The sequence below is a fragment of the Bradyrhizobium sp. SRL28 genome (assembly GCF_018596315.1).
GTDB lineage: Bacteria > Pseudomonadota > Alphaproteobacteria > Rhizobiales > Xanthobacteraceae > Bradyrhizobium.
Window position 1 is genome coordinate 20,892 of sequence record NZ_JAHEAG010000012.1, and the last position, 19,647, is coordinate 40,538.

A 19,647-nucleotide genomic window follows, 5' to 3' on the forward strand; every position below is an offset into this window, starting at 1 on the left:
GAATTCGCCTGACGACAATAAAACGCGCTCCTTCAACATATTAGGCCAGTTGATGACGTTAGAAGTACGATTTTGCAGCAATCCCGCCGCCCGAAGGCGATTCGGGACCATAGAAGGGGCCGGTCAAGAACGCGTGACAACAACGGCGGTGAAGCTGTCCGGCCCATCATGCGGTCAGGCCGACGGCGCGCTGCGCGAGACCACCCAGTCGCGCAACCATGATCCGACCGCACAGAAGCAGAGATAGAGCGCGAACATGATCAACCCGAGATCGAGCCAGTAGCCGAAACGGCCGGGCACGACGCGCGCGAGCGCGGCTGCGATCAGGGCCGCGACTACGGCCGAAAGCACCCATCGCAGCTTCCGCGGGACGCCCTCGCCGTGCTGAACCACGGATATCCAGCCCATGGCGAAGCCGAGCAGCGCCGATGCCAAGAGCCAGCCCCAGTAGAATGTGGTCAGATAGCCCATGCTCACTTCACCACGAAATCGATGCGGCGGTTCTGCGCCTTGCCCTGGTCGGTATCGTTAGCCGTAATCGGCTGCGTCGAGCCATAGCCGACCGCGCTGAACCGGTTGGCCGGCAATCCCGCCTTGACGAGGTAGTCGGCGACCGCCTGGGCACGCTTCTCGGACAGCGCCTGGTTGGCCGCCTCGTCGCCGTCGGTATCGGTATGTCCTGATATCTCGATATTGGCGGTCGGACAGCGCAACGCGGTTTCGATCAGGCGGTCGAGCAGACCGGCGGAATCCGCGACAATATCGGCCTTGCCGGATTCGAAGCGGATCCGGGCCTTGCCGAGCAGCTCGGAGAATAATTGCTGGCAGACCGTCGCATCCACCGGCGCCGCGGCCGGCTTGACCGAGATTTCCGGCTTGAACTGCCAGCCCTGCGGAAAATCCTTGCCGAGGCCGGCGCGGATCTGACCGGCGGCGGCTTCATAAAGCGCATCGCCGGACAGCTTGACCTCCCGGTCGGAGATGACGAGCGTGCCGGTCGACAGCCGTGACAGCGCGCCGAGCGCGGGCACCACCGCGTTGGCAAACCCTGAGGGCGCACCGACGCTCTCCTTGAGATTGTCGACGACCTTTTCGCTGAAGAACTTGCGTCCCGCCGCCGCCACCAGCGCGGCGTGGGCGTTGCTGTCGGGCGCGTTGCCGGTCAGCGTCAGCGTCACCGCGACCGGATCCTTGTAGGCCTGGAAGATGTAAGGCGGCGCCTTGACCTCGTTGGTCGCGACCGAAAAGCCTTCGGGCAGATTTTTCAGCGCGGCGGCGATGGCTTCCCGGCCGCCGAGTTCGCGCGCCATGCCGGACAGGCTGACCTTGGTATCCGACAGTGTGATCTTGCCGTCCTTCAGCTTGCCGACCTGGTCGAGCAGCAACAGCGCGGCATTGTCGAAACGCGGCGGCGCCCCGCGCGACAGATTCGTCCGGTCGACCACTTCGACGCCGCCGAGGTTGGCGCGGGCAGCCTCCATCAACCGGCCCTTGCTCGCCGGTAGGGGCGAACTGCCCGACAGCGTCACCCGAAGAACGTCGCGTTCGGCCGACCAGACAAACGGCTTGGCTTCGGGAACGAGCCGGGTTTCATCGTTAACCAATCGCACACCCGGCACCGCTTCCACCGACGCCACCGCACTCTGCCGGCCGTCTTCCGAGAAAGCATCGGCCGCAAGGCTCACGTCGCGGCCTGCGACCGAGATTCGCCTTTTGTCGAGGATGGTGTCCTTCAGGGCTGCGGTCGAACGCTGCGCCAGGTCGGCTTCAAGCGGTTCGGTGCTCGTCCAGGCCGCGATAGCCCAAAACATGACCAAAGGAATGATGCCCGGCCACCATTTGCCACTCCACCTGAAAAGTCCGTGCATTCGAGTTCCCGCAGGGTCCGGAACGGAGAGAAAACAAACCCTTGCGGGGCTGTCAAACCCGAAATGTCGTGAGGGCCGAAAGGCTCTGAAATTGGTCCAGCTAACTGTTTCTTCAGCGGTCTTTCGCTAATTTCGCTCCGTAAATAACCGGGCAGCCCTGCATCTCGATGAAACTGCTTCGCAACACCGTCATCCGCGCCGGACTGGAAGCGCTGTACTTCTCCGGAGCGCATTACCTGCTGCGACCAATCTTCGCAGGTGTCGGCGTCATTTTCATGCTGCACCACGTCCGCCCGAGGCGCGACGGCGAGTTTCAGCCCAATCATCATCTCGAGGTCGAGCCGGAGTTCTTGCGGGCGATGCTGGCGCATCTTCGCAACCTCGACGTCGACATCGTCACCATGGACGAGGTGCATCAGCGACTCCAGGCGCGCAAATTCGCGCGGCGCTTCGCCTGCTTCACCCTCGACGACGGCTATCGCGACAACCGCGATTTCGCCCTGCCGGTGATGCGTGAATTTGACGCGCCCCTCACCGTCTACGTGACGAGCGATTTCGCCGAAGGCACCGGCCGGCTGTGGTGGGTCGCGCTCGAGAAGGCGATCACAAAGGCGTCCTCGATCGAAGTCCCGATCGGCGGCGTCAAGACCCGCCTAGACGCCTCGACGCCGGCGGCGAAGCAAGCGGCTTTCGACCGCATGCACGACTGGCTGCGCACGCTACCAACCGAACACGACATGCAGCGCGAAATCTCCGCGCTCTGCACGCGATATGACGTGGACGAGGCTCCGATCGCCCGCGAGCTCTGCATGTCCTGGGAGGAATTGAAGGCATTCGCTGATGATCCGCTGGTGACGATCGGCGCGCATACGATCACGCATTGCAATCTGGCGCGGCAGAGCGAGGAGACCGCTTCGTTCGAACTGGCCACCAGCCGCGCGCGGATCGAAGCAGCATTGCAGCGGCCGGTGCTGCATCTCGCCTATCCCTATGGCGACCGCATCGCGGCGGGGCAGCGCGAATTCAGGTTGGCGAAGGCGGCCGGATTCAAGACCGCGGTCACGACGCGGCCGGGCATGATTTTTCCGGAAAGCGCCGAGCACATGACCGCGCTGCAGCGGGTTTCACTCAACGGCAATTACCAGGATGCGCGCATCCTCCCGGTCCTGACATCAGGCGCCGCCACCGCCATGTGGAACGGCTTTCGCCGCATCGACGCGGCGTAGGGTCTATCCGTAGTCCGTAGCCCGGATGAAGCGGAGCGTAATCCGGGGCCTCTCACAAGCCGGCAGACTTTCCCCGGATTGCGCTTCGCTCCATCCGGGCTACGCGGCTAAATCTCTCAACACGTCGTCCCTGCGAAAGCAGGGACCCATACGCCGCGGCCCATCCGTTAGGGCGCGATGGAGTAGTCACCTACCAAAACAATTAAAGCCTGTGGTTATGGGTCCCTGCGTTCGCAGGGACGACAGAATGAGCTTCCTTGACTCGCCGCCCTCCCCCGCCCAAAACCGCGGGCAAAGCAAATGGAGGAACGCATGTTCAAGGATCTGTTCTCGCTTCAGGGCCGCGTCGCGCTGGTGACGGGTGGCTCGCGCGGCATCGGCAAGATGATCGCGGCCGGATTTCTCGCGCAGGGCGCGGCGAAGGTCTACATCACGGCGCGCAAGGCCGGGCCCTGCGAAGCGACCGCGAAGGAACTCTCCGCCGCCTATGAGGGCGAATGCATCGCGCTGCCGATCGACATTTCGACGGTCGAAGGCTGTGACAAGCTGGCTGGCGAAATCATCAAGCTCGAGCCGAAGCTCGACATCCTCGTCAACAACGCAGGCGCGGCATGGGGCGCGGAGTTCGACGAATTCCCCGAGAACGGCTGGGACAAGGTCATGGACCTCAACGTCAAGTCGCTGTTCTTCCTGACCAAGGCGCTGGCGAAGCCGCTGCGCGCGGCGGCCTCGCACGAACGGCCAGCCAAGGTGATCAACATCGCCTCCGTCGACGGCATTTTCGTCAACCCCAGCGAAACCTATTCCTACGCCGCAAGCAAGGCCGCCGTGATTCATCTGACGCGGCGCATGGCGACCAAGCTGGTCAAGGACAATATCAATGTCACCGCGATTGCACCGGGCGCGTTCAAGTCGGACATGAACCGCGCCGCGCGCGACCACTCGGACGAAGTCGCAAAGCGCATTCCGGCGAAGCGTATCGGCACCGACGAGGATATGGCGGGGGTGGCGATCTATCTCGCCTCGCGCGCCGGCGATTACGTGGTCGGCAACACCATCGCCGTCGATGGCGGCGTGGTCTACGCAAATGCGGGGCTTGAGATCGCGGGGTAGCTCACAGTCGTCATCCCCCGCGAAACCAACGTCGTCCCTGCGAACGCAGGGACCCATACCGCGTGATGCATCGATGAAGCGCGGTCGCAGACGCCCTGCCAATTACCGCTGTCGCTTGCTGAACCGAAGCCGTCTTCCAATGTGCCCTTCACACCGGCCGCGGCGTATGGGCCCCTGCGTCCGCAGGGGCGACAGGTTGATAGGTTCGCGCCTTTCCCCCAATGTCGTCCCTGCCTAGTGCGCACGGGCGCAGGGACCCATACCGCGTGATGCATCAATAGCGCACGATGGCAGACGCCGTACCAAAATAACGACGTCCGGTGGCTATGGGCCCCGGCTCAAGGCCGGGGCGACGGAGAGATTACGTCTCGATTCACTCGTATTCGAAATCGGCCTTCGGCGCGTTGGGCAGTTCGCGCTCCAACGCTTCGCGATAGCGCAGACATCCGCGCAGAAATTTCGGCCAGGGCGGCACGGCCACTTCGGGTGTGGCCCGCTCGGGCAGTAGCCCCCAGAGATCGGGATGGTGCCAGCACAGGTCGTGACCGGTGCTGTCCCTGTGCGTGCGGATGCCGGCCCTCAGACGCTTCACCTCCGCGACCAACTGGTCGCGGTTCAGTGCTTCGAGGTCGCTGTCGGGGTCCATGTTACTGCTCCCCGATTGCGGGGCGGTTCAGGTTTCGATCTTCACGTACTCGAAATCGCCGGGCTTGTTGTCGATGCCGACCTTCGGCGGCGAGATCCAGTTGGCGTAGACGCCGGCTTCGGTGACCGGCTTCATCAGCGAGGCGATGAAGTCGCCGTCCTGCGTCGAAGGCAACCATTCGCCCTTGCGTTGGTTCCAGGTGGCGTCGTCGATCAGGATGCCTTCCGGCGTGGCGTTGATATCCTTGAACTCACCGATGTGGCGGTGGAACGCGACGTTCGGCAGCGTCAGCTTGTACTGGTAGCCGGCGAGCGAAATGATCTTGTTCCAGCGCAGCATGCCCTTGACGCAATCCTGTGTGTAGTCGTCGCGCAGGCGCATGTTGAGCGCGGTCAGCGCCGGCTCATCGACGCGCTTGATTACACCGTCGACCAGCTTGAGCACCGGATAGGTGGCGTTCTTGAGCTGGTGGTCATCGTCGATCTGGGTTTCCTTGTAGCGGCCCTTGATGCCGGCGTTGAAGGCATTCGCCGCGTTGGTCGAGACTTCCGAACCGAACAGATCGAGCGACAGCGAATAATGCAGGTGCAGCTTCTTCTGGATGGTCGGCAGGTCGATCACCCCTAACGCACGCACCTTGGCGATGTCGGTGGGATCGGTGATGCCGGCTTCCTTCATCGCCTCGCAGGTGCGCTGGACGACGCGGCTGATGCCGGTCTCGCCGACGAACATGTGATGCGCCTCTTCGGTCAGCATGAAGCGGCAGGTGCGCGACAGCGGATCGAAGCCGGACTGCGCCAGCGAGTGCAGCTGCATCTTGCCGTCGCGGTCGGTGAAATAGGTGAACATGAAGAACGACAGCCAGTCCGGCGTTGCTTCGTTGAACGCTCCGAGCATGCGCGGTGAGTCCGCATCGCCGGAGCGGCGGCGCAACAAATCATCCGCCTCCTCGCGACCGTCGCGGCCGAAATATTTCTGCAGCAGATAGACCATGGCCCAGAGGTGACGGCCTTCCTCGACATTGACCTGGAACAAATTGCGCAGGTCGTAGAGCGAGGGCGCGGTCTTGCCGAGATGGCGCTGCTGCTCGACGGAAGCGGGCTCGGTGTCGCCCTGGATCACGATCAGGCGGCGCAGCGTGGCGCGGTGTTCGCCCGGGACTTCCTGCCAGGCAGGCTTGCCGTAATTCTCGCCAAAGGGAATGACGCGGTTCTCTTCCTGCGGCGCCAGCAAAATGCCCCAGCGATATTCCGGCATCTTGACGTAATCGAACTTGGCCCAGCCGCGCGGATCAACCGAATAGGCGGTGCGCAAATAAACCAGCGACTGCTGGAAACCTTCCGGCCCCATGTCGCCCCACCAATCCATGTAACCGGGATGCCAGCCCTCGAGCGCTTTCAGCACCTGGCGGTCTTCACTGAGATTCACGTTGTTCGGAATCTTGGTTGAGTAATCGACGTTCATGAAGTTCATGGCGTGCTCCTTGCTCGCTCTCGTGTCCCGGACGCGGTGCAACGCGGAGCGGTGCGCCGCAGAGCCGGGACCTGTTCAATGTCAGTCACGTGGGTCCCGGTTCTGCAGCGCGTCACTTGCGTGCCGCGCAGCGCCCGGGACGCCGGACTTAAACCCGCGTCATGTCGAATTGCGCCTTCTGGCCGGTGCCGTAGCGGCGCAGCGCGCCGTCTTCGCCGACCGCATTGGGGCGCTGGAAGATCCAGTTCTGCCACGCCGTGAGGCGTGAGAAGATTTTCGATTCCATGGTCTCGGGACCAACGAAGCGCAAATTCGCTTCCATGCCGGTAAGACCATCAGGCGAGAAGGACGTGCGCTCCTCCAGGAACACGCGCACCTCGTCGTCCCAGTCGATGTCATCTAACGCGAAGGTGACGAGGCCGAGTTCTTCGGCTCCCTCCGCATCGAGCGACGTGCCGATGGTGGCTTCCGCGCGCTCCAGATCGGACGGATCGGCCTGGAAGCGCGATTGCAGCCGCGTCAGGCCGTGGCACATCGGATAGGGGCCGAAATTCATGGCGGTGAGCTGGATCGCCGGAGGCTGGCGGTTGTCGCCCTGCCGCGAGCCGATCAGCATGTAGGAGCGGTCGGCGGCGAACACGAGTTCGGCGAGCGTGCCTGCGAAGCAGGAACCGGGCTCGACCAGCGTCACCAGCGTGCGCGAGGTGACGTCGATGCGCTTCAAGACGCGCTTCCAGTAATGCCTGATCTCGTTGACCAGCCAGTGCGCCTTGTTGGCTTCGAGGAAGGTGTCGCAGGCCACCACATTGGCGGTGTCGCCATGCGACTTGAACACCAGCATCGCGATTTCGAGTTCGTTGATGCGCAAGTGCAGAATCGCATCATCAAGCTCGCGCGCGACCTGCAGCGGCCAGAACGACGCGCCTTGCGCGATCAGGCCGTCGATATCGGCCGGCGGGGCCCCCTCCGGCGCCTTGATCGAGATGGTCGCGATCCGCGCGGCGCGATCGATGTCGACGCTGATAAAGCCGTAGCGGATGCCGCTGTCGTCGATGGTGCGGTTGAGCGGCGAAAGCGTGATGCCCTTGCCGTTGCCGTTGCGCTTCGAGGCGGCGGCAAATTCCTTGGCGCGATCGGCGACTTTGGCTTCGAGCTTGCTGTTGGGCACGATCTCATCGACCAGCCGCCATGCAACGGCGCGCTTGCCCTTGATGCCTTCCTCGATGGTGCAGAAGAAGTCGGCATGGTCGCGGCGCACCTTGCGCTTGTCGACTACGCGCGTCAGGCCGCCGGTGCCCGGCAGCACCGCGAGCAGCGGCACTTCCGGCAACGACACGGCGGCGGCGCCGTCATCAGCCAGCATGATGTGATCGGTCGCCAGCGCCAGTTCATAGCCGCCGCCGGCCGCGGTGCCGTTGACGACGGTGATGAAGCGCTGTCCGGAATTCTCCGATGAATCTTCCAGGCCGTTGCGGGTCTCGTTGGTGAATTTGCAGAAGTTGACCTTGTGGGCGTGGGTGGCGCCCGCCAGCATACGGATGTTGGCGCCGGCGCAGAACACGCGGTTCTTGCCCGAACGCATCACCACGGCTTTCACTTCGGGATGCTCGAAGCGCAGCCGCTGCACGGCGTCGGCGAGCTCGATGTCGACGCCGAGGTCGTAGGAATTCAGCTTGAGCTGATAGCCTTCGAACAGCCCGGCGTTCTCGTCGACGTCCATGGTGAGCGTCGCGACGTCGCCTTCGACGCCCAGCTTCCAGTGCCGGTAGCGCGACGGATCGGTTTGAAAATCGATGTACTTCGCGCCGCCTGCGAGGACGCGATCTTCACCGGCCATGGGCCACCCTCTGTCGTTTTCTCAGAATTTGCTTGGTTCGTTAGATGCACAATAATGCATGTTTTTTCTCAAGTCCAGCCTAAAACGTCGAAACATGCATTTTGTTTCATGTTCGGCCGGCGGCGGCGAATGCCACTCCATCAGCCTTTCCGAGCTGTGGCTGGGCCAATTTGGCCCTGACAATCGCCGCCAGCGCCGCGACCGGAAAGCCGTCGGCAAACCCGTCGCCGCCGGTGCTCCGTAGGCCCAACGCCTCGAGTTCGCCGAGCGCTTCGCCAAACAGCCGCACGGTGACGTGCGGCTTCTGCATGCGCAGCCGCAAATTCGCCGTCGCGATCAGGATGCAGGCGCGCAGCAGGATCCGCTCGCGGCCGCCCTGCGGCGCCGCCGCCCACACCGCTTCGAGGATCTCCTGCGATTCCCAGAAATAGCCACGGTCGTTGAGCGTGAGGCCGTAGCGCAGTGCCGGGTGGCGCGCCGGCACGTAGCCGCCAAATCGCGGCGGCACCAGAACGGTGATCTGCCCCAGCGTTTCGTAATCAGCGCTGGATTTCTCGGACTCGCCGGGCACATAGGCCCATCGCGGCAGCGGGAGATTGCCTGCGGCTGGCGGCGGCGTCATCGGGGCGCGGCCCCGGAAAAAAGAAATGCGTTACGCGGCCCGCCCCTGCGAGCCGCTATCGACGTGCAACACCGCGTTTGCGAATTCCGAAATCGCATCCAGCGTCGCCCCCGGGGCTTCACGATGCGGCTGATGCCCCGCTCCCGGGATGACAGTCACATCGACAGGACAGTAGCACTCTTCCTGCGCGATCTCGACCTGCCGCATGGTCCCATACTGGTCGTCCACACCCTGCAGGATCGCCACCGGTACGCGGATATAGGCGAGATACTCGGAAATATCCCAGTTACGGAAGTTCGGATCGAGCCAGGCGCCGTTCCAACCATAGAAGGCGTTGTCGACATCCTTGTGCCAGCGCGCCAGCTTCTCTTTCAGGTTCGTGGTCTCGTAGGCGTCCTTGATCTGCGCAATCGAGGACACCGAAACGTCCTCGACGATGAAATGCGGGGCGATCAGCGCGAGGCCCTGCACGCGGTGGTCCTGATGCGAGCCTGTATAGATCGTCGCGATCGAGGCGCCGTCGGAATGTCCGAGCAGGAGACCGCGGCGAAAGCCGATCTTGTCGAGCAGCTTCGGCAATACGTCGAGCGCCTCGACATGCATGTAGTCGAGCGGCCGTGGCAGTTTCACCGGCGTCGATGCACCGTAGCCCGCGCGCGAATAGACGAACACGCCCGCGCCGGTCGCGGCCTGAAGCTGATCCGGAAAATCGCCCCATAGCCCGGTCGATCCGAGCCCTTCATGCAGCATCACGATAACAGGCGCGGCCTCGGGCGACGGGCCGATCATGCGGTATTCGAGATGCGAGGCGCCGACGGTGAGGAAGCCCGAGGGGGTAAGGGTTGTCATGTCGTAAGCTTTCCGAAAGTGATCCAGACGTCGCAGTCCTTACTCGCGTCGTCCCTGCGAACGCAGGGACCCATACGCCGCGGCCTGTCCGTTGACGCGCGATGTGCGAGACCTTCGATCACAACGAAGTCCGGTGGTTATGGGTCCCTGCTTTCGCAGGGACGACGTGAGAGAGGTCACGATGCCCCATCCCGCAACTTGAACCTTTGAATCTTTCCGGTCGCGGTCATCGGCAATGAATCCACCACGTCGATCCAGCGCGGATATTTCCACGGGCCGATCTTCTGCTTGACGTGCTCCTTCAGCTGTTCATACAGACCGTCGGTGTTGCAATCCGGGCGCAACACCACGAAGGCCTTCGGTTTCAACAACCCTTCGGAATCGGCTTCCGGCACGACGGCGGCTTGCAGCACCGCGGGATGCGCGATCAGCGCGCTCTCGACCTCGAACGGCGAGACCCAGATGCCGGAGACCTTGAACATGTCGTCGGCACGGCCGCAGAAAGTGTAACGGCCGTCGGCATCGCGCGTGTATTTGTCGCCGGTGTAGGTCCAAGGGCCCTGGAATGTCTGCCGGGTTTTGCTGCGCTGATTCCAGTAGCCTTCGGCGGCCGAGGGTGCTTCGACCAGCAGCTCGCCCACCTCGCCATCAGGCACCTCCTCGCCCGCTTCGTTCACCAGCCGCACCTTGTAGCCAGGCACTGGACGGCCGGAGCAGCCGTACTTGATGTCGCCGGGCTCGTTCGACAGGAAGATGTGCAATAGCTCCGTCGAGCCGACGCCATCGAGGATGTCGACGCCGAAGCGTGCCTTCCAGGCATTGCCCACCGATTCCGGCAACGCTTCGCCGGCGGAGGTACAGATGCGCAGTCGCGTGCCGGCACGCGCGTTCTTCGTCGCCTCGTCATTCAACATGGCGGCGAACAGCGTCGGCGCGCCATAGAAGATGGTAGGGTTGTACTTGTTCAAGAGGTCGTACATCCGCGCCGGCGTCGGCCGCTCCGCATTCAGCACCGTGCTGGCGCCGACCGACATCGGGAAGGTCAAGGCGTTGCCGAGCCCGTAGGCGAAAAACAGTTTTGCCGCGGAGAGGCAGACGTCGCCCTCCTTGATGCCGAGCACCTGCTTGCCATAGGTCTCGGCAGTCGCCTGCAGATTGGAATGCTGGTGCCGCACGCCCTTCGGCATGCCGGTGGAGCCGGAGGAATAGAGCCAGAATGCCGGCTCCTCGGCATGGGTCGGCACGGTCGCAAAGGAATCGGTTTCCTTTGCGAGTTCGTCGGAGAGCTTCTTGTGGCCGAACGCGTCGTTGCCGGACACCACGACATGTTCAAGGTCCGGCATCCCGCCGACGATGTCCTTGACGACGGGATACAGCGCCTCGGAGACGAACAGCACGCGTGCGCGGCTGTCGGCCAGCACATAGGCATATTGATCCGAGGTCAGCAGCGTGTTGAGCGGCACCGGCACGATGCCGGCGCGGATCGCGCCGAGAAAGACGGAAGGAAAGTCTGTCGTGTCGAGCATGATCATCGCCACGCGCTCTTCGCGGCGGACGCCGAGCCGGCGCAGCATGTTGGCAGTGCGGCGGCTTTGCCGCTGCAGATCGCCATAGGTGAGCTCGGAAATGGTATCGGTGAAGGCGAGCTTGGCGCCGCGGCCCTCGTCGACGTTGCGATCGAGCAGCCAGGTCACCGCATTATACGAACCGGACGTGCCGCTCACGACGCTTCTCCCCAGGTTTTAAGAATTATAATTCATACAAAGACACCAGCAGCGCTTGCTGTCAATCCTCATCGGCATTATGTTTCCGAAAACCGTCCAACTACCGGCAAAGCCGAACGAGGCAAATTGACCGAGGCCAGCGATCCCGAAACCGGCTTTCTCGAGCAGCTCGGCCAGCGTGTGCGCACCATGCGCGCCCTTCGCGGCATGTCGCGAAAAGTGCTCGCCAAGGTGTCGGGAATTTCCGAGCGCTATATCGCGCAACTCGAAAGCGGCAAGGGCAATGTCTCGATCGTGCTGCTGCGACGCGTGTCGAATGCGATGGGCGCACATCTGGAGGACCTGATTCCTTCCGCCGAGCCGGCGCCGGATTGGGCTGTGATCCGCGATCTCCTGCGCAAGGCGACGCCAGCCCAGATCGCGCAGGCCAAGGACACGCTCGCCGGCGGCGGCCCGTCGGCGCAGCGACGGATCTCCTTCGCCGGCATCGCCTTGATCGGCCTGCGCGGTGCCGGCAAATCCACACTCGGCAAGATGCTGGCGAAGAAGATCGGCTGGAAGTTCGTCGAACTCAACAAGGAGGTCGAGGCGCAGAACGGATTATCCGTCGCCGAGATCATCGCGCTCTACGGCCAGGAAGGCTTTCGCCGCATGGAGCAGGCGGCGCTTTCGCAATTGCTGGCACGCAAGGAATTGATGGTGCTCGCAACCGGCGGCGGCATCGTCTCCGAGCCGCTGACCTTCGACCTGATCCTGTCGTCGTTCTACACCATCTGGCTCAAGGCCGAGCCGGAAGAGCACATGGCCCGCGTCCGCCGCCAGGGCGATCTGCGACCGATGGCGGATGACCGCTCGGCGATGGCGGAGCTGCGCAACATCCTGGTCAGCCGCGAACCGCTCTACGCCCGCGCCTCCGCCGTGGTCGATACCGCGGGGCTTTCGGTCGACGCGGCAGCCGCCCGGCTCAGCGATGCGGTGGCGCCGGTGCTGCACGACAAGCACGCGTTCGGACTGCACAGCGCGGCGTCCTGATCTCCCGGCCGCTACCCCAATCATAAAAGCCGGAATTTGGCCTGTACTGGCGCGCATGCTCGCGTCGGTTGCACGCCGCTGCCATTCACCACCAAGCAAGTTCCGTGCGTACGGCCGCTGCAACACACCCTTCGCTATGTCGTGACCCCGCTTCCACCGCATATCCCGCGATCAGTTCGGCGCGGCCGCGAAACATCGCCAGCCACTGCGCCAGCATCGAGCGCGGCAGCGACAGCACGCCCATGGTGAGAAATTTCCGGCATCCCGAATAACGGGCCACCGGCAGGTCGAGGCCAACCCATTTCTGCCGCACCCATAGCGGAGCTTCGCCGGGAGGGACGGCGACGATGCGGATGATCCAATCGGGTTTGTTCACGTCATCTCCTGCGGCACCTGCATCGACTTCGTGCGGGCGGCGGCTGACTGCGTTCATGAGCCCGCCTGAAAATTGTTTCACGGCGCCAAAATCACCGGTTCCCGCGGATCGAACTGTTCGCGATACTGATCGCGCATGAAGCTGCTTTTTCTCCACGGGGCGCCCGCGGTCGGCAAGTTGACAGTTGCAAGAGCGCTGCTCCGGATCGTGCCGGGCCGGCTGATGGACAATCACGCCGCCATCGATCTGGCGCTCACGGTCTTCGAGTTCGGCGCGCCCGGATTCTGGGAGCTTGTCCACGAGGTCAGGTGTTCGGCCATTGATGCTGCCGCCGAACACGACGTGCCGCTGCTGGTCACGACCTACTGCTATGCCGAGCCCGAAGACCGGGAGCAATTCAGGCAGATCGAGGAGATCGTGCAGCGTCACGGCGCAAAATTGCTTCCGGTCTTCCTGCACTGTTCGCGCGAAGAAGTATTGCGCAGGGTCGGCAATCCCGACCGGGTCGAGCGGCGCAAGATAAGTTCAGGGGAACACCTGATCCGGGAGCTCGACCGCTACGACCTCACGGCCGTGCCTCGGGCCGATTGCCTCAGACTTGATACCGGGACGAATGCTGCGGAGGTGACCGCGCAGAAAGTCGTTCGTCATTTTGGGCTCGACGCCTAGAGCGCAGGTCGAGCAGCGTGCTCGCCCCTTCTCCGTTATCCTGAGGTGCCACCGCGTCATTGCGAGCGAAGCGAAGCAATCCATGCCTCAGCAAGCCGTGAAATGGATTGCTTCGCTTCGCTCGCAATGACGGTGGAGACGCTTCACCAAACCAGGTGCCATTTCGCTAGCCTATCCGAGCTTTGCGAAAGCGGACGCGTACTCAATGCATCCCGCGGTGACCGGAAGTTCGTTTGCTCCAAGCGGCAACACCATCAGATGCGGTCCGGCATAGGGCGAGATAAATCCACTTGCCTTGCCGACATCGAATCCGAAACGCCGATAGAAGGCGGGATCGCCGAGGACGAAAACTCCGAGCCAGCCGGCGGCTTCGCTGCGCGCAATTCCCTGGCGGATCAACCGGCTGCCGATGCCCGTCCGCCGGTATTCTGGCAGTACCGCGACGGGACCGAGCGCCAGCGCCGGAAACGGTGCTTTCATCCGTGAGAACAGGGCATGACCAACGACCGTGTCGTGGTCAACGGCGACCAGCGAGAAAACTGAATCGCCTGCAGCGCGCAGATCGTCGACCAATCGGGCTTCGGCCGACCGGCCAAACGCTAGTTCTTCAACGATGCGGATGGCCGCAATGTCGCCGGGCGTTTCAGATCGGATAATCATCCCGTCACACCAGCATCGACTTCACCGAGGCCGCCGCCTCGCGCAATCGCGGCAGAAAGCGTTCGACCATCTCGGCAGCCGACACGCGGTCGACATGGGCGCCCATGTTGATGGCGGCGATGATTACGCCGTCATAACGGCGGACCGGCACCGAGATTGAACGAAATCCCGGCTCGGCTTCACGGTCGACCAGCGAATAGCCCTGGGCGCGATCGGCGATGATCGTCTTTTGCAACAGCTTTTTGTCGGTGACGGTGAACGGCGTCAGCGGCGCGAGGTCCATTTTGTCGAGCGCCGCGGCCAGTTCGTCATCGGGCAACCGCGACAGCAGGACACGGCCGACCGAGGTGCAGAAAGCCGGCAATCGGTAACCGATATCGATGCCTGCGGAAAATATCCTCGTCGGGCTGGCGCGGGCGATAAAGACGACGTCGTTGCCGTCGAGGATCGCCATCGACGAAATTTCCTGCGCCTCGCCCGACAGCCGGTCGAGCGCAGGCTGTAGCACCGAGACGACGTGGTTGGAGGCAAGATACCCCGACGCCAGCACCAGCACGCGCGGCATCAGGCGGAACAGCTTGCCGTCGGTGGCGACGAAGCCGGCGCGTTCGAGCGTGAAGAGAATCCGCCGCGCGGTCGCGCGCGGCAGGTCGGCGGCCTTGGCAAGGTCGCTCAGCGTCATCGGCTGCTGGCTGCTGCCAAACACCTCGAGCACGCGCAGGCCGCGATCGAGGCTTTCGATGAAATCGGTCCCGCCACGGTTGCCGCCATCGTCTGGGCGCTTCAATTTGGGCATCGCCGCCTCCAAAATCCGCTTGCCGAACTCCCAGCTTACGTTAAAATCGCCCAAAAGTTCAATAGGCGAACAAATTTCCTCGGAGACCCTCGCCATGATGAGCCAGGAAGCGAACGACCTGATCACCCGCACCGGCCGCAAGGACCCCTGCGGCAAGCTGATGCGGATGTACTGGCAGCCGGCGGCGCTTGTGGATGAGTTGCAGGGACCGCGCCCGGTCAAGGCGGTCAAACTGCTCGGCGAAAACCTGGTGCTGTTTCGCGACGAGGAGGGCCGCTACGGCCTGATCGACCGGCACTGCGCGCATCGCGGCGCCGATCTCGCCTTTGGGCGGCTGGAGAATGGCGGCTTGCGTTGCGCCTTCCATGGCTGGCTGTTCGATGTATCAGGCCAGTGCCTGGAAACGCCGGCCGAGCCAAAGGACTCAAAGCTGTGCCAGGGCATCAAGCAGCGCTCCTATCCTGTGGTCGAGAAGAGCGGCATCCTCTGGGCATATTTGGGCGAAGGCGAACCGCCGGCGTTTCCGGAGATCGACTGCTTCGTCGCGCCCGACAGCCATACGTTTGCATTCAAGGGCCACATCAATTGCAACTGGCTGCAGGCGCTGGAAGTCGGCATCGATCCGGCGCACGCCTCGTTCCTGCATCGCTTCTTCGAGGACGAGGATACTTCCACTGCCTACGGCAAGCAGTTCCGCGGCGCTTCCGCCGGAAGCGACATGCCGATGACGAAGATTTTGCGCGAATACGATAACCCGATCATCAATGTCGAGCACACCGAATACGGGCTGCGGCTGATTGCGCTGCGCGAGATCGACGAGGAGCGGACGCATGTGCGCGTCACCAACCAGCTCTTCCCGCACGGCTTCGTCATCCCGATGAGTCAGGAGATGACGATCACGCAGTGGCATGTGCCCGTCGATGACGAGAACTGCTACTGGTACGCGATCTTCACCAGCTACACGGCGCCGGTCGACAAGAAGAAGATGCGCGACCAGCGGCTCGAACTCTACGAATTGCCGGACTACACCTCGCGCAAGAACAAGAGCAACGATTACGGCTTCGATCCGCACGAACAGGCGACTGAGACCTATACCGGCATGGGGGCCGACATTAACGTTCACGACCAGTGGGCGGTGGAATCGATGGGCGCAATCCAGGACCGCACCAACGAGCATCTCGGCACCTCGGACAAGGCGATCGTGCAGTATCGCCGACTGTTGCGGCAGGAGATCGAAAAGGTTTCCGGCGGCGAAAAGCCGTTCATGTTCCTGGACGCCGCGCATGCGCGCAGCATCCAGGGCCCCGCGACGATGGACGGCATCGGCCCGACGCGCGGCTGGGAAATCTACTGGATGGAAATCGACGTGAAGCGCCGCCGCGGCGCGCCGTGGGCGGCGCCTGTGCCGACGGAGATCGCCGGCAAGATTCGGCATTTGTCGGCGGCGGAGTGATGATGATTTCTCCCCCGTCATTGCGAGCGCAGCGAAGCAATCCATCGCGCCGCAAGTGGAGAGATGGATTGCTTCGCTGCGCTCGCAATGACGACCGATATGGCGCTCTTTCAATTCTTCAAGTCAGACTCGCAGGAGCCGCGCGTTGAGTTTCGTCGAACGTCACGGGCTGTGGTCTGAAGAACAGCAGGAAGCGGCGAGCCGCCTGCGCAAGATCGTCGACGAGAAAAATCTCGAAGTCGTCAGGCTCTCATTCCCCGATCAGCACGGCATCTTGCGCGGCAAGACGCTGGTCGCCAGCGAAGCGCTGGCTTCGCTCGAAGGCGGCTGCTCCATCACCACCACGATGCTCGCCAAGGACACCTCGCACAAGACGGTGTTCCCGGTGTTCACCGCCGGCGGCGGTTTCGGCATGAAGGAGATGGAAGGCGCCGCCGACGTGTTGATGGTGGCCGACCCGACCACCTTTCGCGTACTGCCCTGGGCGCCGACGACGGGATGGCTGCTGTGCGACCTCTATTTCAGCGACGGCCGCCCGGTGCCGTTCGCCACGCGCCATCTCTATCGCAAGGTGCTCGATCAACTGGGAAGCCGCGGTTACGATTTCGTCGCGGGCCTCGAGGTCGAATTCCACCTCTTCAAGCTCGAAGACGCGCACATGGCGCCGGAGGATGCCGGCCAGCCCGGGCGGCCTCCTTCGGTGAGCCTGCTGTCGCACGGCTACCAATATTTGACCGAACAGCGCTACGACCAGATGGAGCCGGCGCTGGAAATCATCCGCCGCGACGTGCTGGCGCTCGGCCTGCCGCTGCGATCGGTCGAGGTCGAGTTCGGCCCCAGCCAGTGCGAATTCACGTTCCAGCCGACCAAGGGCCTCGTGCCCGCCGACAACATGGTGCTGTTTCGCAGCGCCGTGAAGCAGATCGCCCACCGCCACGGCTATCACGCCACCTTCATGTGCCGGCCGAAATTGCCGAACGTATTTGCGTCCGGCTGGCATCTGCATCAATCGATCGTCTCACGCGTGAGCGGCGAGAATGCGTTCATGGTCAGCGACAAGGGCGAGGCGCTGAGTGGCTTCGGGCGCGCCTATCTCGCCGGGCTGCTGGAGCACGCCCGCGCGTCCACCGTGTTCACGACGCCTACCATCAACGGCTACAAGCGGTACCGCTCCTACTCGCTGGCGCCCGACCGCGCGATCTGGGGCCGCGACAACCGCGGCGTTATGATCCGCGTGCTCGGCGGCCCGGGCGACGCCGCCACGCGGCTGGAAAACCGCATCGGCGAGCCGGCCGCCAATCCCTACCTCTACATGGCGTCGCAGATTCTCTCCGGGCTGGATGGGGTCGACCGCAAGCTCGACCCCGGGCCGTCGGCCGATACGCCGTATGAGACGAAGGCCGCGCTGCTGCCGAAGAGCCTGCGCGAGGCCGTGTTCGCGCTGCAGGACGATCCGTTCTTCCGGCAGGCGCTGGGGGCGGAGTTCGTGGATTATTTCGTTCACATCAAGAATGCCGAGATCGAGCGGTTTCAGGCCGAGGTGTCGGACTGGGAGCACCGCGAATATTTCGAGATGTTTTGAGGGCGGCGTCGTCGTCCCTGCGAACGCAGGGACCCATAACCACCGATGCCAACAATTAGAGGAAGACCATCGACCACCGCCTTAAATAACAACGGCCGCGGCGTATGGGTCCCTGCGTTCGCAGGGACGACGATGGAGATAGCTCGCTCAAATCGCTGGAATCGTAGGGTGGGCAAAGCGAAGCGTGCCCACCATCAACTGCACAATTGGATGGATGGTGGGCACGGCGCGAAGTGCGCCTTTGCCCACCCTACGCATTTTAAATCCCCAGATACCGATGCTGCAGATCCGGCTCCGCAATCAACTGCTCTGACGTCCCGCTCCACACCGTCCGGCCGCGCTCGATGATGTAGTGGCGGTCGGCGATGCGGGAGAGGTTGGCGACGTTCTTGTCGATGACCAGCACCGATTGCCCGCGGCCCTTCAGCATCGACAGGCAGTTCCAGATTTCCTCGCGGATCAACGGTGCGAGGCCTTCGGTGGCTTCGTCGAGAATAAGAAGTTTCGGATTGGTCATCAGCGCGCGGCCGATCGCCAGCATCTGCTGCTCGCCGCCCGACAGCGTCACGCCCATGTTGCTGCTGCGCTCGGCGAGCCGCGGAAACAGCGCGTGGATTTTTTCGATGGTCCAGGGATCGTGATTGCCCATACGGTTGCCCGAGGCCGCGACCAGATTTTCGTACACTGTCAGGTTCGGAAAGATCTGGCGGCCTTCCGGCACCAGGCCGATGCCGAGTTTTGCGATTCTGTACGACGGCAGGCTGCGCACTTCCTCACCCGCGAAGCGGACCTTGCCGGCGCGGGCCGGCGTCATGCCCATGATGGAGCGGATGGTCGTGGTCTTGCCCATGCCGTTGCGGCCCATCAGGGCGACCATCTCGCCTGATTGGACCTTCAGCGACAGGCCGAACAGCACTTGGCTGAGGCCGTAGCAGGTCTCGATGCCATCGATTTCCAACAAGCTCTCAGCCATGGCTGGTCACCGCATGCTGTTCGCCGAGATAGGCGCGCTTGACTTCCTCGTTGTTCCTGATGGCGTCGGGATCGCCTGACGCGATCACACGGCCATAGACCAGCACCGTGATGCGGTCGGCGAGCGCAAACACCGCTTCCATGTCGTGTTCGACCAGCACGATGGTCACTTCCTTCCGCAGCTCCTTCAGCAGCGCCACCATGCGCGCGGATTCGGTGACGCCGAGGCCGGCCATCGGCTCGTCCAGCAGCAGCAATTGCGGTTTTGTGGCGAGCGCCACCGCGAGCTCCAGCTCGCGCTGCTCACCGTGGCTCAGTTCGGACACCGGCACATCGCCCCGCTGGGCGAGCCCTACCCGCGCCAGCGCCGCCTGCGCTGCGTCGCGCAGATGCTTCTCCTTGCGGGCAGCGCCCCAGAATCGGAACGAGTGGCCGTCATGCGCCTGAGCCGCGAGCGCGACATTGTCGGCGGCCGTGAAATCCGGCAGCAGTGAGGTGATCTGAAACGAACGCGCCAGCCCGAGCCGGCTGCGCTGGTAGGACGGCAACCGGGTGACGTCGCGGCCGGCAAAATGAACCGCACCGGAATTCGGCATCAACTGCCCGGTCAACTGGCTGATCAGCGTGGTCTTGCCGGCGCCGTTCGGGCCGATGATGGCGTGCAATTCGCCCGGCAGGATGTCGAGCGACAGATTATCGGTGGCCTTGATACCACCAAAGCTGCGGACCAGGTTTTCAACGCGGAGCAA

General features: G+C 63.2%; 19 protein-coding genes. 6 read left to right on the plus strand and 13 right to left on the minus strand.

From position 1 onward, the window contains the following. Positions 1–174: 174 nt before the first annotated feature. Both KIP88_RS22930 and KIP88_RS22935 read right to left on the minus strand, forming a co-directional pair. Positions 175–471, minus strand: coding sequence for a hypothetical protein (locus KIP88_RS22930; protein ID WP_214490260.1), 297 nt, complete (start codon positions 469–471; stop codon positions 175–177). Positions 472–473: 2 nt separating this feature from the next. Beyond that, positions 474–1,868 carry an OmpA family protein gene (locus tag KIP88_RS22935; RefSeq protein WP_214490261.1) on the minus strand — a complete coding sequence of 465 codons (1,395 nt, stop codon included), beginning with the start codon at positions 1,866–1,868 and terminating at the stop codon, positions 474–476. A gap of 167 nt (positions 1,869–2,035) precedes the next feature. On the opposite strand from KIP88_RS22935, the gene KIP88_RS22940 reads away from it, so the two are divergent. Further along, positions 2,036–3,094, plus strand: coding sequence for a polysaccharide deacetylase family protein (locus tag KIP88_RS22940; RefSeq protein WP_214490262.1), 1,059 nt, complete (start codon positions 2,036–2,038; stop codon positions 3,092–3,094). 312 nt (positions 3,095–3,406) lie between these two features. Then, on the plus strand, positions 3,407–4,207 hold the full coding sequence (locus tag KIP88_RS22945) for an SDR family oxidoreductase (protein ID WP_214490263.1): 801 nt from the start codon (positions 3,407–3,409) through the stop codon (positions 4,205–4,207). 373 nt (positions 4,208–4,580) lie between these two features. Here the strand turns inward: KIP88_RS22945 and KIP88_RS22950 are convergent, their stop codons facing one another. From KIP88_RS22950 to KIP88_RS22975, 6 genes are all read right to left on the minus strand, one after another. Further along, positions 4,581–4,853 (minus strand): hypothetical protein, encoded by a 273-nt coding sequence (locus KIP88_RS22950; protein WP_214490264.1) that lies wholly within the window; start codon positions 4,851–4,853, stop codon positions 4,581–4,583. Between the two features lie 27 nt (positions 4,854–4,880). Beyond that, the gene (gene boxB / locus KIP88_RS22955) at positions 4,881–6,317 is read right to left on the minus strand and encodes a benzoyl-CoA 2,3-epoxidase subunit BoxB (protein WP_214490386.1); all 1,437 of its coding nucleotides are present in this window, start codon (positions 6,315–6,317) and stop codon (positions 4,881–4,883) included. A gap of 157 nt (positions 6,318–6,474) precedes the next feature. Next, a complete protein-coding gene (gene boxC / locus KIP88_RS22960; protein ID WP_214490265.1) occupies positions 6,475–8,163 on the minus strand; it encodes a 2,3-epoxybenzoyl-CoA dihydrolase in 1,689 nt (562 codons plus the stop codon). A 106-nt stretch (positions 8,164–8,269) separates the two neighbouring features. Then, a complete protein-coding gene (locus KIP88_RS22965) occupies positions 8,270–8,785 on the minus strand; it encodes a DUF309 domain-containing protein (RefSeq protein ID WP_214490266.1) in 516 nt (171 codons plus the stop codon). A gap of 30 nt (positions 8,786–8,815) precedes the next feature. Then, entirely contained in the window at positions 8,816–9,634 is an 819-nt protein-coding gene (locus KIP88_RS22970) for an alpha/beta fold hydrolase (protein ID WP_214490267.1), read from the minus strand. Positions 9,635–9,810: 176 nt separating this feature from the next. Continuing rightward, entirely contained in the window at positions 9,811–11,358 is a 1,548-nt protein-coding gene (locus tag KIP88_RS22975) for a benzoate-CoA ligase family protein (protein WP_308163629.1), read from the minus strand. A gap of 30 nt (positions 11,359–11,388) precedes the next feature. Between KIP88_RS22975 and KIP88_RS22980 the strand changes: the two genes are divergently transcribed. Continuing rightward, positions 11,389–12,390 carry a helix-turn-helix transcriptional regulator gene (locus KIP88_RS22980; protein ID WP_214490387.1) on the plus strand — a complete coding sequence of 334 codons (1,002 nt, stop codon included), beginning with the start codon at positions 11,389–11,391 and terminating at the stop codon, positions 12,388–12,390. An 85-nt stretch (positions 12,391–12,475) separates the two neighbouring features. On the opposite strand, the gene KIP88_RS22985 is transcribed toward KIP88_RS22980, so the two are convergent. After that, a complete protein-coding gene (locus tag KIP88_RS22985; RefSeq protein WP_214490269.1) occupies positions 12,476–12,766 on the minus strand; it encodes a hypothetical protein in 291 nt (96 codons plus the stop codon). A 135-nt stretch (positions 12,767–12,901) separates the two neighbouring features. Here KIP88_RS22985 and KIP88_RS22990 point away from each other — a divergent pair, with 135 nt between their 5' ends. Further along, the gene (locus tag KIP88_RS22990) at positions 12,902–13,435 is read left to right on the plus strand and encodes an AAA family ATPase (RefSeq protein ID WP_214490270.1); all 534 of its coding nucleotides are present in this window, start codon (positions 12,902–12,904) and stop codon (positions 13,433–13,435) included. 171 nt (positions 13,436–13,606) lie between these two features. Here the strand turns inward: KIP88_RS22990 and KIP88_RS22995 are convergent, their stop codons facing one another. Then, positions 13,607–14,095 carry a GNAT family N-acetyltransferase gene (locus KIP88_RS22995; RefSeq protein WP_214490271.1) on the minus strand — a complete coding sequence of 163 codons (489 nt, stop codon included), beginning with the start codon at positions 14,093–14,095 and terminating at the stop codon, positions 13,607–13,609. 4 nt (positions 14,096–14,099) lie between these two features. Beyond that, positions 14,100–14,891: an IclR family transcriptional regulator C-terminal domain-containing protein gene (locus KIP88_RS23000; protein WP_214490272.1), complete on the minus strand. Its 792-nt coding sequence runs from the start codon at positions 14,889–14,891 to the stop codon at positions 14,100–14,102. Between the two features lie 94 nt (positions 14,892–14,985). Between KIP88_RS23000 and KIP88_RS23005 the strand changes: the two genes are divergently transcribed. Together KIP88_RS23005 and KIP88_RS23010 are read left to right on the plus strand one after the other, a co-directional pair. Then, positions 14,986–16,344: an aromatic ring-hydroxylating dioxygenase subunit alpha gene (locus KIP88_RS23005; RefSeq protein WP_214490273.1), complete on the plus strand. Its 1,359-nt coding sequence runs from the start codon at positions 14,986–14,988 to the stop codon at positions 16,342–16,344. A gap of 145 nt (positions 16,345–16,489) precedes the next feature. After that, the gene (locus KIP88_RS23010) at positions 16,490–17,926 is read left to right on the plus strand and encodes a glutamine synthetase family protein (protein ID WP_214490274.1); all 1,437 of its coding nucleotides are present in this window, start codon (positions 16,490–16,492) and stop codon (positions 17,924–17,926) included. Positions 17,927–18,185: 259 nt separating this feature from the next. On the opposite strand, the gene KIP88_RS23015 is transcribed toward KIP88_RS23010, so the two are convergent. Together KIP88_RS23015 and KIP88_RS23020 are read right to left on the minus strand one after the other, a co-directional pair. Next, positions 18,186–18,899 carry an ABC transporter ATP-binding protein gene (locus KIP88_RS23015; protein WP_214490275.1) on the minus strand — a complete coding sequence of 238 codons (714 nt, stop codon included), beginning with the start codon at positions 18,897–18,899 and terminating at the stop codon, positions 18,186–18,188. Then, positions 18,892–19,647, minus strand: a complete 756-nt coding sequence (locus KIP88_RS23020) for an ABC transporter ATP-binding protein (RefSeq protein WP_214490388.1) — start codon at positions 19,645–19,647, stop codon at positions 18,892–18,894. The genes KIP88_RS23015 and KIP88_RS23020 overlap by 8 nt, the downstream gene beginning before the upstream one ends.

Coding starts and splice junctions, on each gene's coding strand:
- KIP88_RS22930 (WP_214490260.1), bottom strand. CDS start 471: ATGGGCTATCTGACCACATTCTACTGGGGCTGGCTCTTGGCATCGGCG.
- KIP88_RS22990 (WP_214490270.1), top strand. CDS start 12,902: ATGAAGCTGCTTTTTCTCCACGGGGCGCCCGCGGTCGGCAAGTTGACA.
- KIP88_RS23005 (WP_214490273.1), top strand. CDS start 14,986: ATGATGAGCCAGGAAGCGAACGACCTGATCACCCGCACCGGCCGCAAG.
- KIP88_RS23015 (WP_214490275.1), bottom strand. CDS start 18,899: ATGGCTGAGAGCTTGTTGGAAATCGATGGCATCGAGACCTGCTACGGC.
- KIP88_RS22965 (WP_214490266.1), bottom strand. CDS start 8,785: ATGACGCCGCCGCCAGCCGCAGGCAATCTCCCGCTGCCGCGATGGGCC.
- boxC (WP_214490265.1), bottom strand. CDS start 8,163: ATGGCCGGTGAAGATCGCGTCCTCGCAGGCGGCGCGAAGTACATCGAT.
- KIP88_RS22970 (WP_214490267.1), bottom strand. CDS start 9,634: ATGACAACCCTTACCCCCTCGGGCTTCCTCACCGTCGGCGCCTCGCAT.
- KIP88_RS22945 (WP_214490263.1), top strand. CDS start 3,407: ATGTTCAAGGATCTGTTCTCGCTTCAGGGCCGCGTCGCGCTGGTGACG.
- KIP88_RS22995 (WP_214490271.1), bottom strand. CDS start 14,095: ATGATTATCCGATCTGAAACGCCCGGCGACATTGCGGCCATCCGCATC.
- KIP88_RS22950 (WP_214490264.1), bottom strand. CDS start 4,853: ATGGACCCCGACAGCGACCTCGAAGCACTGAACCGCGACCAGTTGGTC.
- KIP88_RS22940 (WP_214490262.1), top strand. CDS start 2,036: ATGAAACTGCTTCGCAACACCGTCATCCGCGCCGGACTGGAAGCGCTG.
- KIP88_RS23000 (WP_214490272.1), bottom strand. CDS start 14,891: ATGCCCAAATTGAAGCGCCCAGACGATGGCGGCAACCGTGGCGGGACC.
- KIP88_RS22935 (WP_214490261.1), bottom strand. CDS start 1,868: ATGCACGGACTTTTCAGGTGGAGTGGCAAATGGTGGCCGGGCATCATT.
- boxB (WP_214490386.1), bottom strand. CDS start 6,317: ATGAACGTCGATTACTCAACCAAGATTCCGAACAACGTGAATCTCAGT.